The organism is Curtobacterium sp. NPDC087080 (assembly GCF_044745105.1).
GTDB lineage: Bacteria > Actinomycetota > Actinomycetes > Actinomycetales > Microbacteriaceae > Curtobacterium.
Genome location: NZ_JBIUZP010000001.1, coordinates 793,293 through 815,762, shown reverse-complemented (window position 1 = coordinate 815,762; position 22,470 = coordinate 793,293). Strand labels below are relative to the sequence as shown.

Here is a 22,470-nt window from a genome sequence, read left to right as displayed (position 1 = left end):
CCGCCGCGCCGCCTACGCCCAGAACGCCGCGATCGCCTCGGCCGCCGCCTCGCCCTGCCGCCGACCCTCGGCCGCCGAGGGCGCCTGCGTCGACAGCGACAACGAATTGTCCCCGAAGGCGTGCTGCGCCCCGCTGTCCGCCACGATCGTCTCGACCGAGCTCCCGCCGGCCCGGAGCGACTCCACCGCCACGTCGAGCCACGGCCCGAGCGGTGACGGTCCCTCCGGCCCGCAGGCGACGACGAGCACGCGCTCGTACCCGGCGGCGACGTCCGCGTTCGTGGCGGAGCGGAGGCCGCCGTCGTAGTGCGGCACCCCGTCGATGTGCACGGGTGACCACACGAACGGCACCGAGCAGCTCGCTGCGACGGCGCGGGGGAGCGGGACGCCCGACTCGGCGGTCAGCACCCGGAACGCACCGTCGAGGGCGTCGATCGTGGTCAGCGCGAGCGGCTTCGCCGGCCACTCGGTCGACGGCAGCGTCTCGCTGAACGTCGCGACCCGTTCGTCGTCGGACTGCCCGGTGACGACCTGCTGCGCCACGGCTCCGAGCCGCGCGCGGGCGTCCTGCTCCGAGGTCGCGCCGGCGAGCACCTGCAGCAGGCGGTCCTGGAAGTCCTCGCCGGCGATCCGCTCCGGCTCGACGTACGTGCTCGGCAGCGGCGCGTGCTGCTGCTCGTACGCGTGGGCCACGGCGCCGGCGCGCACGAACGACCCGACGACGCTGCCGGCGCTCGTCCCGACGACCAGGTCCGCGGTGTCGAGGTCGACCCCGGCGTCCTGCAGGGCAGAGAGCACCCCGACCTCCCAGGCGATGCCGGCGACGCCGCCGCCGCCGAGGACGAGTGCTCTGGTTCCGGGCGTGGGCGTCGAGACGTCGGTCATGCGTCCTGCATACCAGGTCGCGTCGACGAACCGTGGACGTGACGGACGGGAGGCGCGTGCCGGTGTGGTCACGCGCCTCCCGTCCGGTGTCGCACGCGCTCGGTCAGGCCGCCCCGTGGCTGGCGCGGCTCCGCCGCGACAGCGAGTCGATGATGACGGCGAGCAGCAGGACGGCACCGGTGATCATGTAGCGGATCGACGAGTCGAGGCTGAGGAGGGTCAGCCCGTTCGAGATCGACTGGATCACGACGATGCCGAGGAGCGCCGACCACGCACTCCCTCGGCCGCCGAACAGGCTCGTCCCGCCGATGACCGCGGCGGCGATGGCGTTGAGGTTGGTGTCACCGGCGCCCGACGACAGGCTCGCCGAGTTGAGGCGTGCCGCGGCCAGGATGCCGCCGACCGTGGCGAAGAGCGACGTGAGCACGAACACCGAGATGTAGATGCGGTTCACCCGGATGCCGGAACGTCGCGCCGCCTCGACGTTGCCGCCGACCGCGTAGACCGACCGACCCCAGCGGGTGCGCTTGAGCAGGAAGTTCATCAGCACGACGAGGACGACGAAGAACACGAACGAGGTGCCGGTACCGAAGTCGCGCGACAGGTACCAGACCATGACCGCGAGGCCGACGAACAGCAGCACCGACTTCGTGATCGTCAACGAGATCGCGCCCGTCGAGAGCCCGGCCTTCCGACGGCGGGCGGCGCGGCGGACCTCGGTGACGAAGAGCCCGCCCGCGGCCACGGCCGCCAGCAGGTACGCGAGCCAGGGCGGCAGGTAGGACGCCGAGGCGAACTGCACGATCGGGTCGGTGTAGGGCAGGTTGATCGACCCGTTCGGCCCGAGGATGAGCAGCTGCAGGCCGAGGAAGCCGAGCAGGCCGGCGAGGGTGATCACGAAGCTCGGGACGCCGAACCGGGTGAAGAGCAGCCCGTAGAGCAGGCCCGCCGCCGCGCCGACCGCGAGCGCGACCAGGAGGACGAGCCAGAGCGGCCACCCGAGCGACGTGAGCCCCTGCCCGAGGATCGCGGCGGCCAGACCACTGACACTGCCGACGGAGAGGTCGATCTCACCGAGGAGCAGCACGAGGACGATCCCGATGGCGATGGTGCCGACCGCGGCGCACTGCAGCGCGAGGTTGACGAGGTTGCCCGGGGACAGGAAGTCGGGGGAGAGCGCCTGGAACACCGCCCAGATGACCACGAGTCCGACGACGACCGGCAGTGAACCGATGTCGCCGCCACGGACCCGGCGCACGAACGCCCTGGCGGCGCCACCGAGTCCCTGGTCGCGGAGGAGTCGTTCGTCCTGCAGGTCCGCCGCCGACGCCGTCGGGGTCGCCGCGGTGAGGGTCTCGTCGGTCTTGCTCATGCTGTCGTCTCCTGCTCGTTCCGGGCAGCCGCGCGACGCGTGACGGCGTTGTCGGTGGCCCCGGTGATGGCGGCGATGATCTCCTCGTAGGAGACGTCGTCGATGCGGAAGGTCCCGTTGTTCCGACCGAGGCGCAGGACCGCGACCCGGTCGGCGACGGCCTGCACGTCCGCGAGGTTGTGGCTGATGAGGACCACCCCGAGGCCCCGCTCGCGCAGCCGCTCGACGAGGTTGAGGACCTCGGCGGTCTGTGCGACGCCGAGTGCGGCGGTGGGCTCGTCGAGGATCACGACCTGTGGGTCGCCGATCAGGGAGCGGGCGATCGCGACGGTCTGCCGCTGACCACCGGAGAGCGATGCGATCGGGATCCGGACCGAGGGGATCCGGGCGGCGAGCTGCTGCAGGAGCTCCCACGAGCGGCGCTCCATCTCCTCCTCGTCGAGGAACGGGTGCACGATCTCGCGCCCGAGGTACAGGTTCGACACGACGTCGAGGTTGTCGGCGAGGGCGAGGTCCTGGAAGACGGTCGCGATGCCGAGGTCCTGCGCGGCGGCCGGGTTCGGCACGGTGACCTCGTCACCGCCGAACGTGATGGTGCCGCCGTCGGGTGTGTACACCCCGGCGAGGATCTTCACGAACGTGGACTTGCCGGCGCCGTTGTCGCCGACGATCGCGACCACCTCGCCCGGGTACACGTCGAAGTCGATGTCGCTCAGGGCCTGGACGGCGCCGAACCGCTTCGTGATGCCACGAAGGGACATCACCGGCTCGGCGGAGGGGTGTGGTGCGGGTGCCTCGTTGCTCACGGGAGCGTCCTCTCCGAGGTGGGGCCCGCCCGGTCCGAGGAGGGACCGGGCGGGCGGTGTCGTGACGGGTCCGGAGCGCCCCGGACCCGCGGTGGGGCTACTTGATGCCGGCCGTGGTGCAGGCCGAGGCGTACTGCGCGGTGCAGATCTGGCCGACCTCGTACAGGCCGTCCTTCACGACGGTGTCCTGCACGTTCTCCGTCGTCACCGCGACGGGCTCGAGCAGCGTCGACTGCACGGAGGCGCCACCGGCGGTCTTCACCGTGGTCTCGCCCTTCGGGTCCTCGCCCTTGGCGAACTGGATCGCCAGGTCGGCCGCCTTCGAGGCCTCGGGCTTGAACGCCTTGTAGACGGTCATGTACTGCTCACCGGCGAGGATGCGCTGGATGCCGGCGAGGCTGGCGTCCTGTCCGGTGACCGGCGGGAGCGTCTTCGCACCGGCTGCCTTCAGCGCCGCGATGACACCGCCGCCGGTGTCGTCGTTCGCCGCGTACACACCGGCGATCTCGTCCGTACCGAGCTTGCTGATCTGCCCGGCTGCCCAGTCCTGCGCCTTGGCGGGGTCCCACCCGGGGGTGTCGTACTCGGCGAGCACCTTGTAACCGCTCTTGTCGATGACCGAGTGTGCGCCCTTCTTGAACTGCGAGGCGTTGTTGTCGGTCGGGGAGCCGTTGACCATGATGATCCCCGAGCCGGCGGGCACGTTCTTCGCCTTGAGCGCGTCGACGAGTGCCTGACCCTGCAGCTCGCCGACCTTCTCGTTGTCGAACGAGATGTAGTAGCTCAGGTCGGGGCTGTTGATGAGACGGTCGTACGAGATGACGGGGACCTTCTTGGCCTTGGCCTGCTGCACGATCGAGGCCGCTGCCTCGCCGTCGAAGGGGTCGAGGACGAGGACCTTGACGCCCTGGGTGAGCATCGACTGGGCCTGCTGGAGCTGCTTCGATGCGTCGCCGTCGGCGTTCGCGTAGACGACCGAGCAGTCCGGGCACTGCTTCTTGACCTCGGCGGTGAAGAGCGGGCGGTCGGCGCTGGCGTAGCGGGCGGTGACAGAGTCGGGCAGGAGCAGCCCGATCTTCGCGTTCGACGCGTCCCCGCCTCCTCCTCCGGAGCCGTTGTTCGCGTCCGCTCCGTTCGAGCAACCGGCGAGTGTGGTGATCGCGAGCAGCAGGGCTCCGGCGCCCAGCATGGCGCGTGTGGTGGCTTTCTTCATTGAAACGTCCTCCAACGGGTGGACCGCCCACGGTGGCGGTGTGCTGAGTGTGGCAGCGGACGTCCTTGGCTGCAAGACTTGAACGCAAGCGATGCGCGGGTGGTACCGAAAACGTTATCTACCGCAGACGTCGCGGACCGAGGCCGACGCCGATGTCAGCGTGCCTGCGTGACGTCCACCGACTCGATCGCCAGCGCGAGCGCCCCCGTGACCGCCGCCCGTTCCCCGAGCTGCCCCTGCACCACGTCGGGTGTGCCGTCCACCTCGACGACGAGCGACGACTCGAGGGCGTGCCGCATGGGCCCGAGCAGCAGCTCGCCGGCGCGGGCGAACTCCCCGGTGACGACGACGCGCTCCGGGTCGAGCAGGTTGCACAGCCCGACCGCCGCGGTGCCGATCGTCCGTCCGGCGTCCGCGATCGCCCGGATGCAGATGTCGTCACCCGCCATCGCGCGCAGGACGAGGTCCGCGAGCTTCAGGGTGCCGACCTCGTCGCGGATGCCCGCCAGGACCGCGGGGGCGCCCGCGACCGCCTCGAGGCAGCCGCGGTTCCCGCACCGGCACACGGGGCCGTGCGGCACGACGGGCGTGTGTCCGAACTCGCCTGCGACGCCGTGGTGTCCACGGAAGAGTCGCCCGTCGAGCAGCAGTCCGGCCCCGATGCCGTTCCCGACGTCGAGCGTCACGACGGTGCTGCGCCCGCGAGCGGCTCCGCTGCGGTGCTCGGCGAGGGCTGCCAGGTTCGCCGAGTTGTCGACCTGCACGGCCTTGTCCAGTCGCCGCGCGAGCGACGCCCCGAGCGGCACGCCGTCCCAGCCGCGCAGGATCCCTCCCCGCGCGGTCATCCCGGACCGGCGGTCGATCGGCGCGGCGACGGCGAGTCCGACCGCGAGCACCTCGTCCATCGAGGACTCGATCGACTCCACCATGTCCATGACGAGGAGGGCGGTCTTGTCGAGCTCCGCGTCGGCTCGGTGGTCGCGGGCGAGGGGCATGTGCCGCTCGGCCAGCACCGTCGCGTTGAGGTCGGACAGGGCGACCCGGAGGTGCCGCGGCGACACGTGCACGCCGGCGACCAGGCCGAGGCCGTGCGGAAGCGTCACCCGGAGGGCCCGACGGCCGCTCGACGTACTCGGGGTGGCGTGCAGGGCCCCGGTGGCGACGAGTTCCTTGACGATGTTCGAGACGGTCGCGGGCGACAGGCCGGTCACCCCCGCCAGCTCGACCTGGGTCAGGCCGCCGTGGCGCTTCACCGCAGCGATGACCCGGCCCCGGTTGGCTTCACGCAGTGAAGTCTGGTTCCCGGGACTGCGGCGTTGCTCTGACACGGGGACAGCGTAACGGGATCCTCGCACGCGACCTGGCGGATGCGCCGCACCGAGACGGACGGGAGGCGCGTGGCGATCCCGCCACGCGCCTCCCGTCCGTCGGCCGGTCAGCACGGACCGCGTGACGGTCCTACTCGGACGCGACGTCGATCAGGACCTTGCCGACCGCGTCGCCCTCGACGGCGTCGTGCGCAGCCGCGGTGTCCTCGAGCGCGAAGCGCGTCAGGGGGAGACCCGCGTCCTCGCCGACGGGCAGGACGTCGTCGCGCAGTGCGGCGGTGACGTCCTCCGCGGCAGCAGCGAGCGCCCGGTCGCCGATCGTGTAGAGCAGCAGGAACTGGTACCGGGCGTTCACCGACATGTTCGGGCGGATCGGAAGCGTCGCCTCGTCGCCGCCGTTGTTCGCGTAGATCGACACGACGCCGTGGTTCGCCAGGACGTCGGCGACGAGCTGCGCGTTCTGCGGGATCGAGACCTCGACGACGATGTCCACGCCGTCCGGGGCGATCTCGCGGATGCGCGTGGCGGCGTCCTCGTCGCGGTAGTTCACGGTGTGGTGGGCGCCGGCGGCGGTCGCCAGGGCGGCCTTCTCGTCGGAGCTGATCGTGCTGATGACGGTCGCGCCGGCCCAGCGGGCGAGCTGGATCGCCGCGTGGCCGACGGCCCCGGCGCCGCCGGCGACCAGGACGGTACGGCCCTCGAGGGCTCCGGGCGCGAGTCGGGACGGGCCGTCCTCGTGCGTGGTGAGCGCGCGGTGCGCGGTCATCGCGGGCACGCCGAGCGAGGCGCCGACGTCGAGGCTCGTGCCCTCGGGCAGCGCGACGGCACGCGCTGCCGGGACGACCGTGTACTCCTGCGCGGTGCCGGTCGGACGGCTGGCGGCGGCCATGTACAGCCACACGCGGTCGCCCTCGTGCAGGGTGTCGACGCCCTCGCCGACGGCGTCGACCACGCCGGCGCCGTCCTGGTTCGGGGTGATCTCGGGGAAGGGGAGGCCATCGCCGTAGGTGCCGCCGGCGCGGGCCTTCCAGTCGGTGGGGTTCACACCGGAGACGACGACGCGGACGCGGACCTCGCCAGGGCCGGGCTGCGGGACCTCCCGCTCGACCAGGTCGAGGACGCTGCTGTCACCGGGCTTCGTGTAGACGATCGATCGCATGTGTCCAGGCAACCACCGTGGGTCCCCGGGTCTTCCTGGCGACGGTCAGCGGCGGCGGGTCGCGCGTGTCCGGGGCTCCCGGCCGGCGGCTGCGTGCGTCACCGGGGTCGCGAGTGCCGCGGCGCTGCCGCGCCCGGCTCAGCGCGCGTCGTACGCGTCGCGGGAGTCCTTCACGTCGGCCATGTGCGACGTCGCCCAGTCCTCGAGCGGCGCCAGCACGCTGCGGAGCGACCGCCCCCGCTCGGTGAGCTCGTACTCGACCCGCGGTGGGATCTCAGGGAAGACCGTGCGCGTCACGAGCCCGTCCCGCTCGAGGGCGCGCAGCGTCTGCGTCAGCATCTTCTGCGACACGCCCTGCACCCGCTCCGCGACGGCGGAGTAGCGCTGCGGGCCGTCCACGAGCGACCCGATCACCAGGACGCTCCACCGGTCGCCGATCCGGTCGAGCAGCTGCCGAGAGGGGCAGTCCGCCGCGTAGGGGCTGTACTCGAGCGCTGACATCCGACCTCCGTTACGCACCGTGAGGTGCCTACTTCCCAGAAGAGAGTAACGCGAGTACCGTCGGTCGCACCAGTCACGGAAGGACACTCATGACCAACATCGTCGTCTTCGGCGGCACCGGGTACGCCGGCTCCGCCATCGTCCGCGAGGCCCTGTCCCGCGGCATCGCCGTCACCGCCGTCGCCCGCGACACCTCCAAGCTCGACGCCGCCGAGGGGCTCACCCTCGCGCAGGGCGACGCCTTCGACCCGTCGTTCGTGGCGGACGTCACGAAGGACGCCGACGTCGTCGTGGTCTCGCTGCACGCGGTCCAGGTGGACGGCAGCGAGCTCAAGGACAGGTTCCAGCACTTCGTCGACGCGGCTGCTGCTGCCGGCGCCCGACTCGGCATCGTCGGCGGCGCGGGTTCGCTGCTCGTCGCCGAGGGCGGCCCGGCGCTGTACGACACCGCGGAGTTCCCGGACGCCTTCAAGGGCGAGGCGAAGAGCCACGGCGAGATCCTCGACCGCCTGCGCTCCGGTGGGTACACCGGCGACGTCGACTGGTTCTACGTGAGCCCGGCCGCGGCCTTCGGTGGGTACAACCCCGGTGAGCGTCGGGGCACCTACCGCACCACGGACGACCTGCTCCTCACCGACGCCGAGGGCAACTCGGACATCTCCGGTGCGGACTACGCGATCGCGATCGTCGACGAGATCGAGCGTCCGGCGCACCACCGCGCCCGCTTCGGCGTCGCGTACTGACGCGAGCGGCCGGCGGGACCGGCTGACGGACGGGAGGCACGGTGCGGGCTTGCACCGTGCCTCCCGTCCGTCGCGTGGTGCGGCGTCCGGATCTGCGGTCGCGCCCCGTCACGGACGTTGCGCCCCGGTGTACAAGGGTGCGGCATCCGTGACGGGGCGCGGCGTGCTCCCGCACAACGGAACGCACGTCGCGCCACGCGTTCCCGTGGCGCGACGTGCCTGCGGTTGTGCGCGGGTGCCCCGGCCGCAACCCGCTGGCGGCGGGAGGCGCGCCGCCGTGCGCGATCCGTCGCCGGACGGGAGGCGCGGCGCGCGGCCGGCCCGCGCCTCCCGTCCGGCGCGTGGTGCGGCGTGCTCCCGCACAACGGAACGCGCGTCGCGCCGCGTTTTCCCGTGGCGCGACGTGTCTCCGGTTGTGCCGCGCCGCCGCGCGCGATCCGTCGCCGGACGGGAGGCGCGGTGCGCGGCCGGCCCGCGCCTCCCGCCCGGCGCGTGGCGCGGCGTGCTCCCGCACAACGGAAGGCGCCTCGCGCCACGCGTTCCCGTGGCGCGACGTGCCTCCGGCTGTGCTGTCGCCATGCCCGGCCCCGCGCGCCCCGCCCCCCGCGCCGCGCTACCGCGCCTCGATCGCGGGCAGCGGCACGTGGTGCCGCATCCGCACCGCCAGGTGCAGCCCGCCGCGCCGCGCGAGCACCACCCCGGCGACGACCGCCGCCAGCGCGGGGACGCCCCCGGCCACGACCATGCCGACGTGTGCGCCGAAGTGGTCGACGACCTGCCCCATGATCGGCCCACCGATCGCCTGGCCGCCGAGCAGCACCAGCACGTACAACGACATCACGCGTCCGCGGATCGCGACGTTCGACGACAGCTGGACGAGCGAGTTCGACGCCGTCATGAAGAGCAGCTGCGACATCCCGACCGCGACGAGCGCCACGGTGAACGGTGCGATGACCGGGATCGAGCCGCTCACGACGAGCAGCACCCCCGTCCAGAACACCCCGCCGACGATCGTCCGGAGCCGCACCGTCGCCCGCCGGGTCGACAGCAGCGCCCCGGTCAGGGCCCCGACCGCGACCGCGGAGTTGAACACGCCGTAGCCGCCCGCGCCCACGTCGTAGACCTCGGACGCGAACGCCGAGAGCAGCACCGGCATCGTCAGGGCGAACACCGAGAAGAACGCCATGAGCACGACCGGCACCAGGATCGTGGGCTTCCGGACCGCGTACCGGAGGCCCTCCACGAGCTGCCCCTTGGCGCGCGGCATGGGCGGCGTCCGGTGGAGCTCCGAGGTGCGGAGGAACCCGAGCGTCACGACCACGGCGACGCAGGCGACCGCGTTCACCCCGAACGACCACCCCGCCCCGACGGCCACGAGCAGCGCACCGGACAGTGCCGGACCGATCATCCCGCCGAGCTGGAACACGCTCGAGTTGACGCTGATCGCGTTCCGCAGGTGCTGGTGCCCGACGATCTCGGTGACGAAGACCTGCCGGGCGGGGTTGTCGATGACGGTGACCATCCCGACCAGGAACGCGATGACCCAGATGTGCCACGCCTCGACCACACCCGTGAGGGTCAGGACGGCGAGCAGGGCGGAGAGCACCGCGAAGGCACCCTGGGTGAGCATCATCAGCGCGCGCTTCGAGAACCGGTCGACGAGCACCCCGCCCCAGAGCCCGAAGAACAGCATCGGTGCGAACTGGCACGCCACGGTGATGCCGACCTGCGCGACGGAGCCGGTGAGCTGCAGGACGAGCCAGTCCTGCGCGATCCGCTGCATCCAGCCGGCGGTCATCGCCACCAGGTTGGTCGCGGTGAAGAGCCGGAAGTTCGGGACGGAGAGGGCGATGAGCGTGTGCCGCCACGGCGGGCGCTCGGACTGGATCGGCAGCGGTTCGGTGGGCGGAGGGAGGGTCGTCGATGACGCACTCACGGTCGTGGGGCTCCGGATCGTCGGGGGTGGACTCGGTACCTGGTCGGAACGATCCGGTACCTCTCCGAAACTACGTCGCGCTCGGCCATTCGACACCCCTATGGTGGCTATCACTCCATTGCGATGTCGAATGGCGGCGGCCCGGCCGCCGGAGGAGGTCTCGTGCTCGACCCGGTGCTGCTCCGCACGTTCCTCGCCGTCGCCGAGACCGGCAGCTTCACGCTCGCCGGGCAGCGTCTCGGCATCAGCCAGCCGACGGTCTCCCAGCACGTCCGTCGGCTGGAGACCGCCGTCTCCCGGACCCTCGTGGCCCGGGACACCCGCGGGGTCGCGCTCACCGACAACGGGGACGCGATGGCCGGCTTCGCCCGCTCGATCCTCGCGGCGCACGCGACCGCCGACGCGTACTTCTCCGGGGCGGCGACCCGCGGCCGGCTCCGCTTCGGTGCCGCGGACGACCTCGCGATCACGCAGTTGCCCCGCATCCTGCGGGACTTCCGCCGCCTGCACCCGCAGGTGAACCTCGAGTTGACGGTGAACCAGTCCGCGCCGTTGCTCCGTCGGGTGCACGCCGGACAGCTCGACCTCGTCTTCATCAAGCAGACCGCGGGGGAGTCCGCCGAGGGCACCCGCGTCGCGACCGACCAGATGGTGTGGATGGCGCAGGACGGCATCGCGCTCGAGGCGGACGAGCCCGTCCCGCTGATCGCCTACCAGGCACCGAGCATCAGTCGGCAGATGGCGATCGACGCCCTCGAGGCCGCCGGTCGCACCTGGCGGATCACCTGCAACACCCGCGACGTGAACGGGGTGCTCGCCGCGGTGCGGGCGGGGATCGGGGTCGCGGTGTTCCCGCACTCGCTCATCCCGGCCGACCTCGTGAAGGTGTCGCAGCGGCTCTCGCTGCCGGACCTGCCGGCTGTCGACTACGTGCTCATCGCGAACCCGACGGTGCAGCGCGAGCCGATCGACGCCCTGACGAGCGCGATCCTGTCCCGCGGGGTCGTCCGCGCCGTCTGAGCGCTACGGGGCGAGGGTCGGCGTCGTGCCCGTCCCCGTCACGTCGGGCAGCGTCACGCCCGCCGGCGCCAGCAGCGCCGCGGCCACCGCCCAGAGGAGCACGAGCGTCCCGACCCCACCGAGCACCGTGCCGAGGAGCGCCACCGGCCGCTGCCACGTCGCCGCGGGGCTCCGCAACGCGGTCCCCGACAGTGCGAGCGCGAGCACCCCGAGCACCAGTCCGGTGGCGTGCACCGTCGCCGGCGCGGTGAACCACCACGCGGCGAGGGCGATCGTCGCGACACCGGTCACGGCCCCGAGCACGGCCGCCGGCGTCACGCCGATCGCGGTGCGGCTGCGGTCGCGAGTGGCTCCGCGTCCGGCTTGGAGGCGCTCCTCGCCTCCGTCGCGCTCGCCCACCTCGGCTCCGGCGCCGGTCCGCGCCGTGGCCGGCTCCGACGCACGGGTCCGGCCGCGGGAGCCGGACCTGCGGCGTCCCGCCGGCGCTCCGGCTGCGGTCGGCTCGGTGGGGGCGCCCGGTGCGGGCGACGTGGCTGCTGTGCCGGCGGTGGTCCCGGCAGCGGGAGCAGGCGTCCCGGGGAACACCGACGGCATCGGGGCCGGGGCGGGGATCGCGGCACCGGTGGCGATCACGGCGTCGAAGTCGGTCGGAGCGGGCTCGACGACGACCGGTCGCGGTGCCTGCTGTCGGGCGAAGCGCGCCGGCGTGCGGTACCCGATCGGACCGGAGGGCGCAGGCTCCGTGCCCTCGACCAGGACGTGCTCGAGGCCGGGGACCGAGAAGCGGGGCTGCCCGACCACCGGTGCTGCGGGAGCGGGGGGCTGCACCGGTGCCGGAGCCGGTGCCGGAGCCTGGGCGCTGTGCGTGGGGTCGACCGGGGGCGTGAGGGGGCCGCCCGACTCGCCTGCGTCGACGGGTGACACCGGCAGCGGGGCCGTGGCGAACGGCGGCACCTGGACCGCGGGGGAAGTCGGGGCCGGCGGGAGCAGGTGCTCCTGCGGCGGGTAGTCGGGCACGACGATCTCGCCGTCGGGCAGCCCGTCGGTCGGGACGGACGGCAGCGCCGAGCCGAGCGCACCCGGCGTGCCGGGAGCGGCCACGGGGACCGACGCTCCCGTCTCGACGACGGCAGGAGCTGCGGCGGAGGTGAGTGGTGCCTCCCGGCCGGCGACGGTGTCCTCCGGGGGTGCGACGACCCACGCAGGGACCGCTCGACGCGGCCGGTCTCTGTCCGGCATGCGGTGCGACGCCACTCGTGCTCCCTCGCTCTTCTGATCCATCGTCATTTCTATCCACCTGCATGGATCGGTGCGCAGCCCCAGTTCCGGGGTCGCAGTGTCCACCGCACGCAGGACGCCTCGCGGCCGGGGCTCGCGAGACGCAACGAAGGCGGCTCCGCGCCGAGCTGTACCGGTGCGGGGAACCGCCTTCGTGGCGTGTTGCGGAGGTGGGGGCTACATGTCGCGGTAGCGCTTCGCCTCGGCGAGCTTCGTGCGGAGCTCGTCGGCGGTGTAGCGCGTGACGTACCCGGGGGTGTCGCGCTGGATGCGCCAGCCCTCGGCGAGCGGACCGGCGTCGACCACGTCGAACCCGAACTGGTCGATCAGCTCGGACACGACCCGCTTGGCGTCGGCGTCGTCACCGGCGACCACCAGGGCGCGGCGGTCGGGGGTACCGGCCGGGGTGGCCTCGTCGGTGAGCGCCGGAGCGGCGATGTGGTTGAACGCCTTGACCACCCGCGCACCGCGCAGGTGGTCCTGCAGGAGTTCGGCGGTGGTCGTGGTCTCGTCGTCGAGGGAGGCGATGTGGCCGTCCCGCTGCGGGTAGTAGTTGTTCGTGTCGATGACGACCTTGCCGACCAGGGGCTCGACCGGGATGGTCTCGATCGCCGCGAGGGGGGTGGTCACGACGACGATGTCGCCCGCTGCTGCCGCCTCGTCCCGGGTCGCCGCACGGGCGTGCTCGCCGAGCTCCGAGACCAGGTCCTGCAGGGTCTCCGGGCCGCGTGAGTTGGCGATCACGACCTCGTGGCCGTGCTGCACGGCGAGGCGCGCGAGCTGAGAACCGATGTTGCCTGCTCCGATGATGCCGATCGTTGTCATGCGGTCGTGCAACGCGGCCCGCTGCGACGCATTCCCGGCGGTGGTCGCCGCGTGCTGTCGTCTCCGTGCGACCGCTGTCCGTCGGGTGCATGATGGCGCCATGGCCCACGAGTTCCGCGACGAAGCCGACCGCGACCGCTACGCGATGTACGTCGACGGCGAGCTCGTGAGCGTCCTCGACTACCGGGCCGGGGACGACGCCGTGTCGTTCCCGCACACGTACACGGTCCCGAAGCACCGCGGACACGGCTACGCGGCGGAGCTCGTCGCGTACGCCGTCGACGACGTGGCGACCAGGACCACCAAGCGCATCGTGCCGATGTGCTGGTTCGTCGGCAAGTGGTTCGACGAGCACCCCGAGCAGGCGGACCTGCTCAGCCGCGGCGCCGCGGACTGACACACCCCACGGTCCGGCCGCAGCCTCGCAGCCGGACCCCACCACCCGGAGACACCGTGCCCACGATCACCCCGTTCCTCTGGTTCGACGACCAGGCCGAGCAGGCCGCCACGTACTACGCGTCGCTCTTCCCGGACAGCCGGGTCGACAGCGTCGCACGGACGCCGGACGGCACCGCCCTCGTCGTCGAGTTCACCCTGCTCGGCCAGCCGTACCGGGCGATGAACGGCGGCCCGGGGCACCCGCACACCGACGCCGTGTCCTTCCAGGTCGACGTCGACACCCAGGAGGAGCTCGACCGAGTGTGGGACGCGCTCCTCGCCGACGGCGGTCGACCGCTCGCGTGCGGGTGGCTGCACGACCGCTGGGGGCTGGCATGGCAGGTGACCCCGTCGATGATGGGGGACCTGATGACCGGCGGTGGCGACCCCGAGGCGAACGCCCGGGTGTTCCGCGCGATGCAGGAGATGGTGAAGCTCGACATCCCGGCGCTGCAGGCCGCAGCCGCCGGCCGCTGAGGGGGAGCAGGCCGTGCCCGCCGGTAGGGTGGCGGGACCCACCAGCGCCGAGCACCCGGCGAACGCAGTGACAGGCTGGAGAACGCGATGAGCAGCCCGAGCTCAGCGGCCCGCGACGGCGACCGTGCCGACGACGACGTCCGCGGCACCGACATCGGCCGCGCCTACACCGAACTCTCCCGCATCACCCGCCGCGCGAGCATCCGGGCACGCGGCGACGACCTCGTGCTCAGCGTCGTCGACCAGTCCCTCGTCGACTTCGTCGTGCAGCACCCCGGCTGCATGGCCATCGACATCGCCCGGTACCTGCGGCTGAACCGGTCGACGATCTCCCGGCAGCTCTCCGGCCTGCTCGCGGCCGGTCTCGTCCGCACCACCGACGGCGGTTCCGGCAACGCGAAGCCGCTCGAGGCGACCGACGCCGGACGCGCCGCACTCGACCGCTCGGTGCGCCTGCACCGCGACGCGCTCGTGGAACGGCTCGCCGACTGGTCGGACGACGACGTCGCGCTCCTCGCCGGCCTGCTCGAACGACTCGGCGCCGCCGACGAGGCCGGCCTGCCGATGCCCGCACGCGCGATCCCGGACGACCACGCCGGCGGGGCCGGTCACGCGGCCTCGTGACCACCTCGTTCGTCCTGCTCTCGGACACGCACCTGCCGAAGCGCGCGAAGGACCTGCCCGCCGCGCTCTGGGCCGACGTCGACGCCGCGGACCTGGTCGTGCACGCGGGCGACTGGGTCGACCTCGCCACCCTCGACGCGGTGCAGGGACGGGCCCGCCGCTTCGAGGGCGTCCGCGGCAACAACGACGGCCCCGAGTTCGACGACCGGTTGCCGCTCGTCGCGCGGTTCACCGTCGAGCACCTGCGCTTCGCCCTGGTGCACGAGACCGGAACGGCGACCGGTCGCGAGCGCCGGGCCGACGCCGCGTACCCGGACACCGACGTGCTCGTCTTCGGACACTCGCACATCCCGTGGGACTCGGTCGCACCGTCGGGCATGCGCCTGCTCAACCCGGGGTCGCCGACGGACCGCCGCCGGCAGCCCGACTTCACGTGGATGCGCGGCACGGTGGACGGGCGGGCGCTGACGGTCGAGACGGTCCGGCTGGCCCCGGCGGCGCGCTGACGCGACGCAGCGAGCACCGGACGGGAGGCGCGGAACTTGTCCGCCCCGCGCCTCCCATCCGTCCCGTGGTGCGTGTCACCGCCGTGGTGCGGTCATGCCCGCCGGAACGGTGACGCCGCCTGGTCCGGCGGTTCCGGCGCGGGCGGCGGGTCCGTCGGCATCCGGAAGAACGCCAACTCCCACTCGGTCGAGCGCCGGTGCGCCCGCGCCATCCGCCCTCGCTCGGCCGGGTCCGCAGCCGCCGCGAGGGCCTCGACGCGTGCGGTCGCCTCGGCGCTCGCCGTCGCGAACCCCGGGTCGCCGTAGGCGCCCAGCCAGTCCGCGAAGGGGTGTCCCTCCGGGGCGCGGCCCAGCTGCGTGCCGACCCAGGCGTACACCCGGAAGCACGGCAGCACGGCGGCGGCGAGCACCCCGACCGACCCGCTGTCGGCGGCGTCCTGCAGGTGGGCGAGGTACCCCGCGCACGTCGGGTGGACCGGGTCGTCGGCGTGCGTGCCGGCCAGGCGGTGGTGGTGCAGGTCGCGTGCCTCGTCGGCGCAGCCCGCGGCGGCCGCGGCCCAGAACGCCGCGGCGTCCCCGTCTGCAGTGTCGCCGTCCGTGGCCGCCGCCAGCCTCCGGAGGTGCTGCTCGTAGGCCCGCAGGTAGTGGACGTCCTGCGCGAGGTACCCGGCGAACACGTCCGGTCGGAGCGAGCCGTCGGCGAGGCCCACCAGGAAGGCGCAGGACAGCGTCGCGTCGAGGGTCTCCGCGACGTCCGCCCACCAGCGGTCCGTCCACGTCACCGGGGGCAGGGCGGCCCGGGTGCGGGCGCCGTGGTCGACCGGTCCGTTGCCCGTGCCGACCCGCAGGGCGTCCGCACCACGGAGCGCGGCGGTGAGCCAGGTCTTCGCCTCGCCCACCGCGAGCTCCCAGTCGCCGTCCCGTGCGACCAGCGTCGCGATCGCGCTCGACAGCGAGCACCCCGTCCCGTGCGTGTTGGCGGTGTCGACGCGCGGCCCCCGGAAGGTGCGGGCGGAGCCGTCGGGTCGGACGAGCACGTCGTCGGCGGTCGGGCCGGTGTCGTGCCCGCCCTTCGCGAGCACGAGGACGTCCCATCGGCGGGCCACGAGCCGTGCTGCATCGACGGGGCTCGAGGCCGTGCCCCCGGCGAGCGCGACGAGGTCGGTCAGCTCCGCCCGGTTCGGCGTCACGAGGTCGGCGAGTGCGAGCAGGTCGCCCATCGCGGCCGTGGCCTGCCGGTCGAGCAGCCGGTCGCCGCTCGTCGCGACCATCACCGGGTCGACGACGACCACGGGCGGGCGGTGTGCGCGGAGCCAGTCGGTGACGGTGCGGACGACCTCGACGGTGCCGAGCATCCCGACCTTGACGGCGTCGACCACCACGTCGTCCGACACGGCGTCGAGCTGCTCGCGGAGGAACCCGACGTCGGGGACGTGCACCGACCGGACGCCGTGGGTGTTCTGCGCGACGAGGGCCGTCACGACGCCCATCCCGTAGCCGTCGTGCGCCCCGATCGCCTTGAGGTCCGCCTGGAGTCCGGCGCCGCCCGTCGGGTCGGTGCCCGCGATGCTCAGGACCCGCGGCACGAGCAGCCCGGTCGGTCCGGTCCGCACCGGCGACGTCGAGCCCGCGGCGGTCCCCGCGGCACGCCCCGCGGCGGTCATGCCCCGCTCCAGGCGCGGAGGTACGCGGTCGCGGCCGCGTGCGGGTCGACGGCGGCGCAGATCCCGGACACGACCGCGACGCCCGAGGCACCGGCGGCTCGCAGCGGCGCCACGTCGTCGAGGGTCACGCCGCCGATCGCGACGCACGGGACCCCGAGCGCTCGTGCCGCTCCGGCGATGGGGGCGACGCCGTCGACGCCGAGTGCCGGTGGGTGGTCCGGCTTCGTCGCGGTCGGGTGCACGACGCCGACGCCGAGCAGGTCGACCGTGCCGCGGGGGAGCTCCGCGAGGGCCGCGAGGTGGTCCGGCGTGTTCGCAGTGAGCCCCACGTGCGCGTCCGGGCCGAGGAGCGCCCGGGCGGCCGCGACGGGCAGGTCGGACTGGCCGAGGTGGACGCCCGCGACCCGGTGTCCGGCACGTCGGGCGGCGAGCGCGACGTCCGTCCGGTCGTCCACCACGACGGTCGCGCGGTCCCCGACGGCGTCGGCCACCGCGACGGTCAGGGCGAGGAGGTCCCGGACCGGTGCCTGCTTGTCCCGCACCTGCACGAGCCGCACGCCGGCGTCGACCGCGGCACGGACGACGCCGAGCACACCCCGGCCGTGCCGGTCGACGAGCACCGGATCGGTGACCAGGTAGACGCCGAGGTCCGTCGGGGCGCTCACGGTCGGACCCCCGCGGTCGTCGCTGCGGGCTCCGTGCTGGGGGACGGCGCGGACTCAGTGGTGACGCGAGCCACCCGGACGACGTCGTCGGGGGTCAGGGACGCGAGCCGGTCGAGCAACAGCGGCTGGAACGTGCCGGGGCCACCGGCGTCCCGCGCGGCGAGCTCGGCGGCGACCGTGTGCACCACCGTGCCGGCGACCGCAGCGGCACCCGGGTCGTCCGGCGTCACCGCGGCGAAGGCGGCGATCACCGCGCCGAGCGCGCACCCGCCGCCGGTGATCCGGGTCAGCAGCGGTGTCCCGTTCGCGACCCGCACCACACCGGTACCGGGCGCGACCAGCAGGTCGACGGGACCGGACACGGCCACCGCGCCCACGAGCCTCCCGTCCGACGCCCGGAGCGCGGCCGTCCGCGCCTCGTCCGTGGCGGCGGTGCTGTCGACCCCGCGCCCGCCGTCGGCGGCGCCGAGCAGGGCGAGGGCCTCCGAGGCGTTGCCGCGCAGCACGGTCGGTCGGAGCGCGAGCAGGTCGTGGGCGAGGGCGGTGCGGACCGGGAGCGAACCGACCGCGACGGGGTCCAGGACCCACGGGGTGCCCGCCTCGACCGCCGCGGTGGCGGCCTCGACCGACGCCGCACGCGGCTCGGGGTGGGGCGTGCCGGTGTTCACGAGCAGCGCGTCGGCCACCCGGGCGAACGGACCGGCCTCGGTGGTGACGTCGACCATCGCGGCGGAGGCGCCGAGGGCGAGCAGGACGTTCGCCGTGACGTTCTGCACCACCGTGTTCGTGATGCACTGCACCAGGGGGCTGCGGGCGCGCACCTCCTCGAGCAGCGTGGCGGTGCGGGCGGGCCAGTCCGGGGACGGGGTGCCGGCGGATCCGGGTACGGGCGCAGCGGTGTGCATGGACGATCCCTTCGCGAGTACGAGCTCGAGCAGGTTCGACGGGTGTGATCTCAGCCGCTCGGTGCGGCACCCCGTGTCTCGGACGACACCGTACACGACGTCCGACGACCTCCTCCGGGCACACCGGGGGTGCGGTGTGCCAGTGTTGACGGGTGCCTGACGTGACCCCTCCCGGACCGCCGCCCGGACCCCGCGACCCCGGCGACGCGTGGGCCGTCGGACCGGACGGCACGAAGGCCTGGGGACGCTTCGGTGCGGCCGGCCTGCTCGTCGACGACGGCGCCGGACGCGTGCTCCTGCAGCACCGCGTCGAGTGGAGCCACCACGGCGGCACGTGGGGCATCCCCGGCGGAGCTCGGCACCAGGACGAGGACGCCGTCACCGCGGCGCTCCGGGAGTCCGCGGAGGAGGCAGGGGTGCCCGAGGACGGCATCGACCTCCGGCACGCCGCCGTGCTCGACCTCGGGTTCTGGACCTACACGACCGTCGTCGGCCGCGCCCGGACCCCGTTCGAGCCCGTGATCGCCGACCGCGAGAGCCTCGCGCTGTCGTGGGTGCCCGTCGCCGAGGTCGACGCACTGCCGCTGCACCCGGGCTTCGGTGCCTCGTGGCCGGCGCTGCGTGCCGCGATCGAGACCGTCCCGCACGTCGTGGTCGACGCGGCGAACGTGGTCGGCAGCGTGCCGGACGGCTGGTGGAAGGACCGCGCGGGGGCGGCCGAGCGGCTGCTGTCGTCCGTGGCGGCGCTCGCCGCACGGGGTGTGGACGCGGGGGAGCTCGGGCTGCCCTTCGCACGGTGGTGGCCCCGGTGGACGGTGGTGCTCGAGGGCGAGGCACGGGCCGCCGGCGCGGGTGCCGGTGCTGCGGGCACGGCAGCGGGTGCCGTCGGGGCCGGCGACCTCGGCGGTGCGGCCGACCCGGTCGGGGTCGTGCGTGCCGAGGGCTCCGGCGACGACGCGATCGTCGAGGCTGCCCGGTCGGCGCTCGACGACGGCCACGCACCGGTCGTCGTCGTCACGGCGGACCGGGAACTCCGCACCCGCGTCGAGGCGCTGGGTGCCGAGGTGCGCGGCCCGGGCTGGTTCCGCGAGCAGTAGCCCGCCGCCGCGAGCGTCAGCGGCGACCGGTCCAGACGCCGGCGTCGCCCCGGGACGCCTCGGCGGGCGCGAGACGCACCGGGATCCGGCGGCGTCTCGCGACTCGCAGTGCGTCTCGCACGGACGCCGGCGCCTCGGTGCCCGGGGGCCCGACGCGGCGTCAGCCCTCGGGCACGTACCGCTTCGACGACACCAGCAGCGCCACCCACGACACCACCCCGAGCCCGACCACGACGGCCAGGACCACCGAGACCGGCACCCCGGCGCCGCCAACGATCGCCGCGATGACCGCAGGCGCGAGGAACCCGCTGTAGGCCACCGCGTAGAACGCCCCCGTCAGCCCGGCCAGGTCGCGCGACCCGGCGATCCGCTGCACCTCGAGCAACGAGGACACGAGCGCGGTCCCCATCCCGACACCGATCACCACGTTCGCCGCGAGGCCGATCCACACCGACTGCAGCTCGACGGCCAGCAGCACGACCCCGATCCCGACGGTCATCACGGCGACCGCGATCACGAGCCCACGCGCCGAGGCCACCGAGTGCACCCGCTTGGCGAACGGCTGCACGGCGCTCGACACCCCGAGCGCCACGACGGTCGCGGCGGTGGCGAACACGAGTCCCCACGGACCGGTCGCCCCCGCGAGCCGCGTCGGCAGGTACCCGTAGCCGGTCGCGGCGGAGCCGAAGATCCACGGTGCCGCGACGACGACCACCCGCGTGAACCGGCGGTGCCCGGCGCTCGGGATCGCGAGCTGACGCCACCACGGCCCCGCCAGACCGCCGTGCACCGCGGTCTCCGGCGCCCGCCACACGACGAGGGCGAACGGCGCCGCGACGCAGACGTGCACGAGGAACGGCGTGACCTCGGGCACCGGCCCCCACTGCGCGATCGCCCCGGCGACCAGCGCCCCGATCCCGGACCCCAGGGTGAACGCCAGGGATGCCCGCCGTGCACCGGACCCGGCGTCCGCCGACGGGTCGTACCGGCCCTGCGAGAGCTCCTTCACCCAGCTGTTGCCGACCGCCATGGCGATGCCGACGGTGACGCCGGAGAACAGCCGTCCGGCGGCCAGGAACCCGGGCCCGAGCGGTCCGAGTGCCAGGAGTCCGCTGCCGACGACCGCGGCGCCGATCCCGACGAGCATGAGCGGCTTCCGCCCGTGCCGGTCGGAGAGCGACCCGGCGACGAGCAGCGCGGGTGCGAGCCCGAGCACGTAGACGCCGAGGAAGGCGTTGACGAGCAGGGACGAGTAGTGCGCCCGCTCCTCGTACATGAGCAGCAGCGGCGAGAACTGGTTGCCGCCCCACGAGCACACGAAGACCGCACCCCAGACCATCGCCCACGGGGCCACCCGGCTCGTCGGCGTCGACACGGCCCCGGTGGTCGGGATGCTCCCGGTCGCGCCGCTCACAGCGCACCCCGGTGCGAGGCGACGTGGGCGCGGAGGACCGCGGCGTACCGCTCGGCGTCCCCGTCGTCGAGGGCGGCGGCGAGTGCCCGGTGGTCGTCGAGCGACGCCTGCAGCTGCTCCGGCCGCAGCCGCATCAGCTGGTGCCGGAGCCGCTGCTGCCGGTCGCCCAGCGTCCGGGCGAAGAGGACGGCGATCGCGTTCCGCGACGCCTCGACGACGGCGCCGTGGAACGCCGCGTCGCGCTCGACGAAGCGGTCGACGTCCCCGGCGGCCACCGCCGCCTCCTGCTCCGCCAGCTCGGCCTGGAGGCGCGGTGCCAGTTCCGTCACGCGGCCGTCGGTGACGACGCGGGTCGCCGCGGTCGACTCGATCGCCTCGCGCATCTCGAGCACGTCCGCCGCCTCGTTCGGGGACATCGGGCGCACGACGGCGCCCCGGCGGGCGCCGAGCAGGATGAGATCCTCGGCCGCCAGGCGCAGGAACGCCTCGTGCACGGGTGTCCGCGAGACGCCGATCTCCTGGCAGAGCGCGTTCTCGCTGATCGCCGTGCCGCCGGGCAGGTCTCCGCGGACGATCGCCCGCTTGATGTGCTCGTAGGCCCGGACGGCTGCGGGTGCCTCGCTGCTGGTGTCGCTCACGGCAACCGATCCTACGCCTTGCATGCAAGCTTGCATCCGGTGCGGAGCGAGAACGTCACACGGCGTTCATGACCGGACGAGACATTCCCCACCCGCCGTCGCTACGCTGACCCTCACGTCAACGGAGACGTACTGATCAGGAGGTCACGATGGAGCGTGTCACCAGAGCCGACGACCGCGTCCACCGCCCCGCGGGGCCCTGGACGCCGACGGTGCACCGGCTGCTCGCGCACCTGCACGAGCAGGGCTTCGTCGCGGCGCCGGAACCGATCGCCGTCGGCGACGCCGTCGAGACCGTGACCTTCGTGCCGGGCACGGCGGGCAACTACCCCTGGAGCACCGAGATCGCGAGCGAGGCGGCCCTCGTCACGTCCGCGAGGCTGCTCCGCCAGTACCACGACGTCGCGGCGAGCTACCCGCGCGACGACACGGTCGACGTCTGGTCGCAGGCAGGACGGCTGCCGGTCGAGACGGTCGTGCACGGGGACTTCGCGCCGTACAACTGCGTGTACGACGGCATCGCTGCCGTCGGTCTCATCGACTTCGACACCGCACACCCCGGGCCACGGGTCTGGGACGTCGCGAGTGCCGTCTACCGCTTCGCGCCGTTCACCACCGGACTCGTCGAGGGGAGCACCGCGCCGGGGCTCGACGAGCGCCTCGACCGTGCGGCGGAGTTCTGCCGCGCGTACGGGCTCGACGACCGCTCCCGTGGGGTGCTCGTCGAGACGATGACCGCGTCGCTCGTCGCCCTCGTCACGACGATGGAGACCGAGGCCGCCGCCGGGAACCCGAAGTTCCTCAGCGACCTGGAGCACGGGCACGCCGACCTGTACCGCGCCGACGTCGCGTGGATCGAGACGCACGCCGACGCGATCCACGCCGCCGTCACCGGGGCCTGACACCGGCGCGCAACAGGGGCAGCGCGGGACGCGACGCGCCGCCCCGCACGCGAGACGCCGCCGGGCCGCCGAGA

Annotated in this window: 23 protein-coding genes and 1 riboswitch; of the genes, 8 read left to right on the top strand and 15 right to left on the bottom strand. The window is 73.8% G+C overall.

Translation table 11 applies throughout. The features are described 5' to 3' along the window. Window positions 1–12: 12 nt before the first annotated feature. The 7 genes from ACIPEQ_RS03795 to ACIPEQ_RS03765 form a co-directional block, all read right to left on the bottom strand. Window positions 13–885 carry a patatin-like phospholipase family protein gene (locus ACIPEQ_RS03795; protein WP_402714112.1) on the bottom strand — a complete coding sequence of 291 codons (873 nt, stop codon included), beginning with the start codon at window positions 883–885 and terminating at the stop codon, window positions 13–15. 103 nt (window positions 886–988) lie between these two features. Beyond that, entirely contained in the window at window positions 989–2,257 is a 1,269-nt protein-coding gene (locus ACIPEQ_RS03790) for a sugar ABC transporter permease (protein ID WP_126890395.1), read from the bottom strand. Next, the gene (locus tag ACIPEQ_RS03785; RefSeq protein WP_402714215.1) at window positions 2,254–3,018 is read right to left on the bottom strand and encodes an ATP-binding cassette domain-containing protein; all 765 of its coding nucleotides are present in this window, start codon (window positions 3,016–3,018) and stop codon (window positions 2,254–2,256) included. Before ACIPEQ_RS03785 ends, ACIPEQ_RS03790 begins: the two co-directional genes overlap by 4 nt. A 142-nt stretch (window positions 3,019–3,160) precedes the next feature. Then, window positions 3,161–4,276 carry a sugar ABC transporter substrate-binding protein gene (locus ACIPEQ_RS03780; RefSeq protein ID WP_126890394.1) on the bottom strand — a complete coding sequence of 372 codons (1,116 nt, stop codon included), beginning with the start codon at window positions 4,274–4,276 and terminating at the stop codon, window positions 3,161–3,163. Window positions 4,277–4,431: 155 nt separating this feature from the next. After that, on the bottom strand, window positions 4,432–5,604 hold the full coding sequence (locus tag ACIPEQ_RS03775) for an ROK family protein (protein WP_402714111.1): 1,173 nt from the start codon (window positions 5,602–5,604) through the stop codon (window positions 4,432–4,434). A gap of 130 nt (window positions 5,605–5,734) precedes the next feature. After that, window positions 5,735–6,763, bottom strand: coding sequence for an NADPH:quinone reductase (locus ACIPEQ_RS03770; protein ID WP_402714110.1), 1,029 nt, complete (start codon window positions 6,761–6,763; stop codon window positions 5,735–5,737). A 138-nt stretch (window positions 6,764–6,901) separates the two neighbouring features. Continuing rightward, the gene (locus ACIPEQ_RS03765) at window positions 6,902–7,264 is read right to left on the bottom strand and encodes a winged helix-turn-helix transcriptional regulator (protein WP_402714109.1); all 363 of its coding nucleotides are present in this window, start codon (window positions 7,262–7,264) and stop codon (window positions 6,902–6,904) included. A gap of 89 nt (window positions 7,265–7,353) precedes the next feature. Here ACIPEQ_RS03765 and ACIPEQ_RS03760 point away from each other — a divergent pair, with 89 nt between their 5' ends. Further along, complete coding sequence (locus tag ACIPEQ_RS03760) at window positions 7,354–8,007, top strand: NAD(P)-dependent oxidoreductase (RefSeq protein ID WP_402714108.1); 654 nt, start codon at window positions 7,354–7,356, stop codon at window positions 8,005–8,007. A gap of 613 nt (window positions 8,008–8,620) precedes the next feature. On the opposite strand, the gene ACIPEQ_RS03755 is transcribed toward ACIPEQ_RS03760, so the two are convergent. Further along, entirely contained in the window at window positions 8,621–9,943 is a 1,323-nt protein-coding gene (locus ACIPEQ_RS03755) for an MFS transporter (RefSeq protein ID WP_402714107.1), read from the bottom strand. 162 nt (window positions 9,944–10,105) lie between these two features. Between ACIPEQ_RS03755 and ACIPEQ_RS03750 the strand changes: the two genes are divergently transcribed. Continuing rightward, the gene (locus ACIPEQ_RS03750; protein ID WP_137767017.1) at window positions 10,106–10,963 is read left to right on the top strand and encodes a LysR substrate-binding domain-containing protein; all 858 of its coding nucleotides are present in this window, start codon (window positions 10,106–10,108) and stop codon (window positions 10,961–10,963) included. A 3-nt stretch (window positions 10,964–10,966) separates the two neighbouring features. Here ACIPEQ_RS03750 and ACIPEQ_RS03745 read toward each other — a convergent pair whose 3' ends face one another. Both ACIPEQ_RS03745 and ACIPEQ_RS03740 read right to left on the bottom strand, forming a co-directional pair. Next, window positions 10,967–12,064, bottom strand: coding sequence for a hypothetical protein (locus ACIPEQ_RS03745; RefSeq protein WP_402714106.1), 1,098 nt, complete (start codon window positions 12,062–12,064; stop codon window positions 10,967–10,969). A gap of 354 nt (window positions 12,065–12,418) precedes the next feature. Continuing rightward, window positions 12,419–13,168, bottom strand: coding sequence for an NADPH-dependent F420 reductase (locus tag ACIPEQ_RS03740; RefSeq protein ID WP_402714105.1), 750 nt, complete (start codon window positions 13,166–13,168; stop codon window positions 12,419–12,421). On the opposite strand from ACIPEQ_RS03740, the gene ACIPEQ_RS03735 reads away from it, so the two are divergent. The 4 genes from ACIPEQ_RS03735 (at window position 13,167) to ACIPEQ_RS03720 (ending at window position 15,111) form a co-directional block, all read left to right on the top strand. Then, window positions 13,167–13,463, top strand: a complete 297-nt coding sequence (locus ACIPEQ_RS03735; protein WP_250367466.1) for a GNAT family N-acetyltransferase — start codon at window positions 13,167–13,169, stop codon at window positions 13,461–13,463. The genes ACIPEQ_RS03740 and ACIPEQ_RS03735 overlap by 2 nt on opposite strands. Before the next feature lie 56 nt (window positions 13,464–13,519). After that, window positions 13,520–13,981 carry a VOC family protein gene (locus tag ACIPEQ_RS03730; protein WP_209676749.1) on the top strand — a complete coding sequence of 154 codons (462 nt, stop codon included), beginning with the start codon at window positions 13,520–13,522 and terminating at the stop codon, window positions 13,979–13,981. A gap of 87 nt (window positions 13,982–14,068) precedes the next feature. Beyond that, on the top strand, window positions 14,069–14,605 hold the full coding sequence (locus tag ACIPEQ_RS03725; RefSeq protein WP_402714104.1) for a MarR family winged helix-turn-helix transcriptional regulator: 537 nt from the start codon (window positions 14,069–14,071) through the stop codon (window positions 14,603–14,605). Then, a complete protein-coding gene (locus ACIPEQ_RS03720; RefSeq protein WP_402714103.1) occupies window positions 14,602–15,111 on the top strand; it encodes a metallophosphoesterase family protein in 510 nt (169 codons plus the stop codon). Before ACIPEQ_RS03725 ends, ACIPEQ_RS03720 begins: the two co-directional genes overlap by 4 nt. A 92-nt stretch (window positions 15,112–15,203) precedes the next feature. On the opposite strand, the gene thiD is transcribed toward ACIPEQ_RS03720, so the two are convergent. The 3 genes from thiD to thiM all read right to left on the bottom strand — a co-directional run bounded on the left by thiD (window position 15,204) and on the right by thiM (window position 18,345). Continuing rightward, on the bottom strand, window positions 15,204–16,775 hold the full coding sequence (thiD, locus tag ACIPEQ_RS03715; RefSeq protein WP_402714102.1) for a bifunctional hydroxymethylpyrimidine kinase/phosphomethylpyrimidine kinase: 1,572 nt from the start codon (window positions 16,773–16,775) through the stop codon (window positions 15,204–15,206). Continuing rightward, window positions 16,772–17,440: a thiamine phosphate synthase gene (thiE, locus tag ACIPEQ_RS03710; protein ID WP_402714101.1), complete on the bottom strand. Its 669-nt coding sequence runs from the start codon at window positions 17,438–17,440 to the stop codon at window positions 16,772–16,774. The genes thiD and thiE overlap by 4 nt, the downstream gene beginning before the upstream one ends. Further along, on the bottom strand, window positions 17,437–18,345 hold the full coding sequence (gene thiM / locus ACIPEQ_RS03705; RefSeq protein ID WP_402714100.1) for a hydroxyethylthiazole kinase: 909 nt from the start codon (window positions 18,343–18,345) through the stop codon (window positions 17,437–17,439). Before thiM ends, thiE begins: the two co-directional genes overlap by 4 nt. Further along, window positions 18,334–18,429, bottom strand: a riboswitch (TPP riboswitch). Its footprint overlaps the gene before it by 12 nt. A 68-nt stretch (window positions 18,430–18,497) precedes the next feature. Here thiM and ACIPEQ_RS03700 point away from each other — a divergent pair. Then, on the top strand, window positions 18,498–19,442 hold the full coding sequence (locus ACIPEQ_RS03700; RefSeq protein ID WP_402714099.1) for an NUDIX domain-containing protein: 945 nt from the start codon (window positions 18,498–18,500) through the stop codon (window positions 19,440–19,442). A gap of 160 nt (window positions 19,443–19,602) precedes the next feature. Here ACIPEQ_RS03700 and ACIPEQ_RS03695 read toward each other — a convergent pair whose 3' ends face one another. Both ACIPEQ_RS03695 and ACIPEQ_RS03690 read right to left on the bottom strand, forming a co-directional pair. Beyond that, window positions 19,603–20,856 carry an MFS transporter gene (locus ACIPEQ_RS03695; RefSeq protein ID WP_402714098.1) on the bottom strand — a complete coding sequence of 418 codons (1,254 nt, stop codon included), beginning with the start codon at window positions 20,854–20,856 and terminating at the stop codon, window positions 19,603–19,605. Then, window positions 20,853–21,494 (bottom strand): GntR family transcriptional regulator, encoded by a 642-nt coding sequence (locus ACIPEQ_RS03690; protein ID WP_402714097.1) that lies wholly within the window; start codon window positions 21,492–21,494, stop codon window positions 20,853–20,855. Before ACIPEQ_RS03690 ends, ACIPEQ_RS03695 begins: the two co-directional genes overlap by 4 nt. A gap of 149 nt (window positions 21,495–21,643) precedes the next feature. Here ACIPEQ_RS03690 and ACIPEQ_RS03685 point away from each other — a divergent pair, with 149 nt between their 5' ends. Beyond that, window positions 21,644–22,396 carry a phosphotransferase gene (locus ACIPEQ_RS03685; RefSeq protein ID WP_402714096.1) on the top strand — a complete coding sequence of 251 codons (753 nt, stop codon included), beginning with the start codon at window positions 21,644–21,646 and terminating at the stop codon, window positions 22,394–22,396. Window positions 22,397–22,470: the final 74 nt, after the last annotated feature.

Coding starts and splice junctions, on each gene's coding strand:
- ACIPEQ_RS03795 (WP_402714112.1), bottom strand. CDS start 885: ATGACCGACGTCTCGACGCCCACGCCCGGAACCAGAGCACTCGTCCTC.
- ACIPEQ_RS03760 (WP_402714108.1), top strand. CDS start 7,354: ATGACCAACATCGTCGTCTTCGGCGGCACCGGGTACGCCGGCTCCGCC.
- ACIPEQ_RS03785 (WP_402714215.1), bottom strand. CDS start 3,018: ATGTCCCTTCGTGGCATCACGAAGCGGTTCGGCGCCGTCCAGGCCCTG.
- ACIPEQ_RS03770 (WP_402714110.1), bottom strand. CDS start 6,763: ATGCGATCGATCGTCTACACGAAGCCCGGTGACAGCAGCGTCCTCGAC.
- ACIPEQ_RS03780 (WP_126890394.1), bottom strand. CDS start 4,276: ATGAAGAAAGCCACCACACGCGCCATGCTGGGCGCCGGAGCCCTGCTG.
- ACIPEQ_RS03725 (WP_402714104.1), top strand. CDS start 14,069: ATGAGCAGCCCGAGCTCAGCGGCCCGCGACGGCGACCGTGCCGACGAC.
- ACIPEQ_RS03685 (WP_402714096.1), top strand. CDS start 21,644: ATGGAGCGTGTCACCAGAGCCGACGACCGCGTCCACCGCCCCGCGGGG.
- ACIPEQ_RS03765 (WP_402714109.1), bottom strand. CDS start 7,264: ATGTCAGCGCTCGAGTACAGCCCCTACGCGGCGGACTGCCCCTCTCGG.
- ACIPEQ_RS03740 (WP_402714105.1), bottom strand. CDS start 13,168: ATGGCGCCATCATGCACCCGACGGACAGCGGTCGCACGGAGACGACAG.
- thiM (WP_402714100.1), bottom strand. CDS start 18,345: ATGCACACCGCTGCGCCCGTACCCGGATCCGCCGGCACCCCGTCCCCG.
- thiD (WP_402714102.1), bottom strand. CDS start 16,775: ATGACCGCCGCGGGGCGTGCCGCGGGGACCGCCGCGGGCTCGACGTCG.
- ACIPEQ_RS03735 (WP_250367466.1), top strand. CDS start 13,167: ATGGCCCACGAGTTCCGCGACGAAGCCGACCGCGACCGCTACGCGATG.
- ACIPEQ_RS03790 (WP_126890395.1), bottom strand. CDS start 2,257: ATGAGCAAGACCGACGAGACCCTCACCGCGGCGACCCCGACGGCGTCG.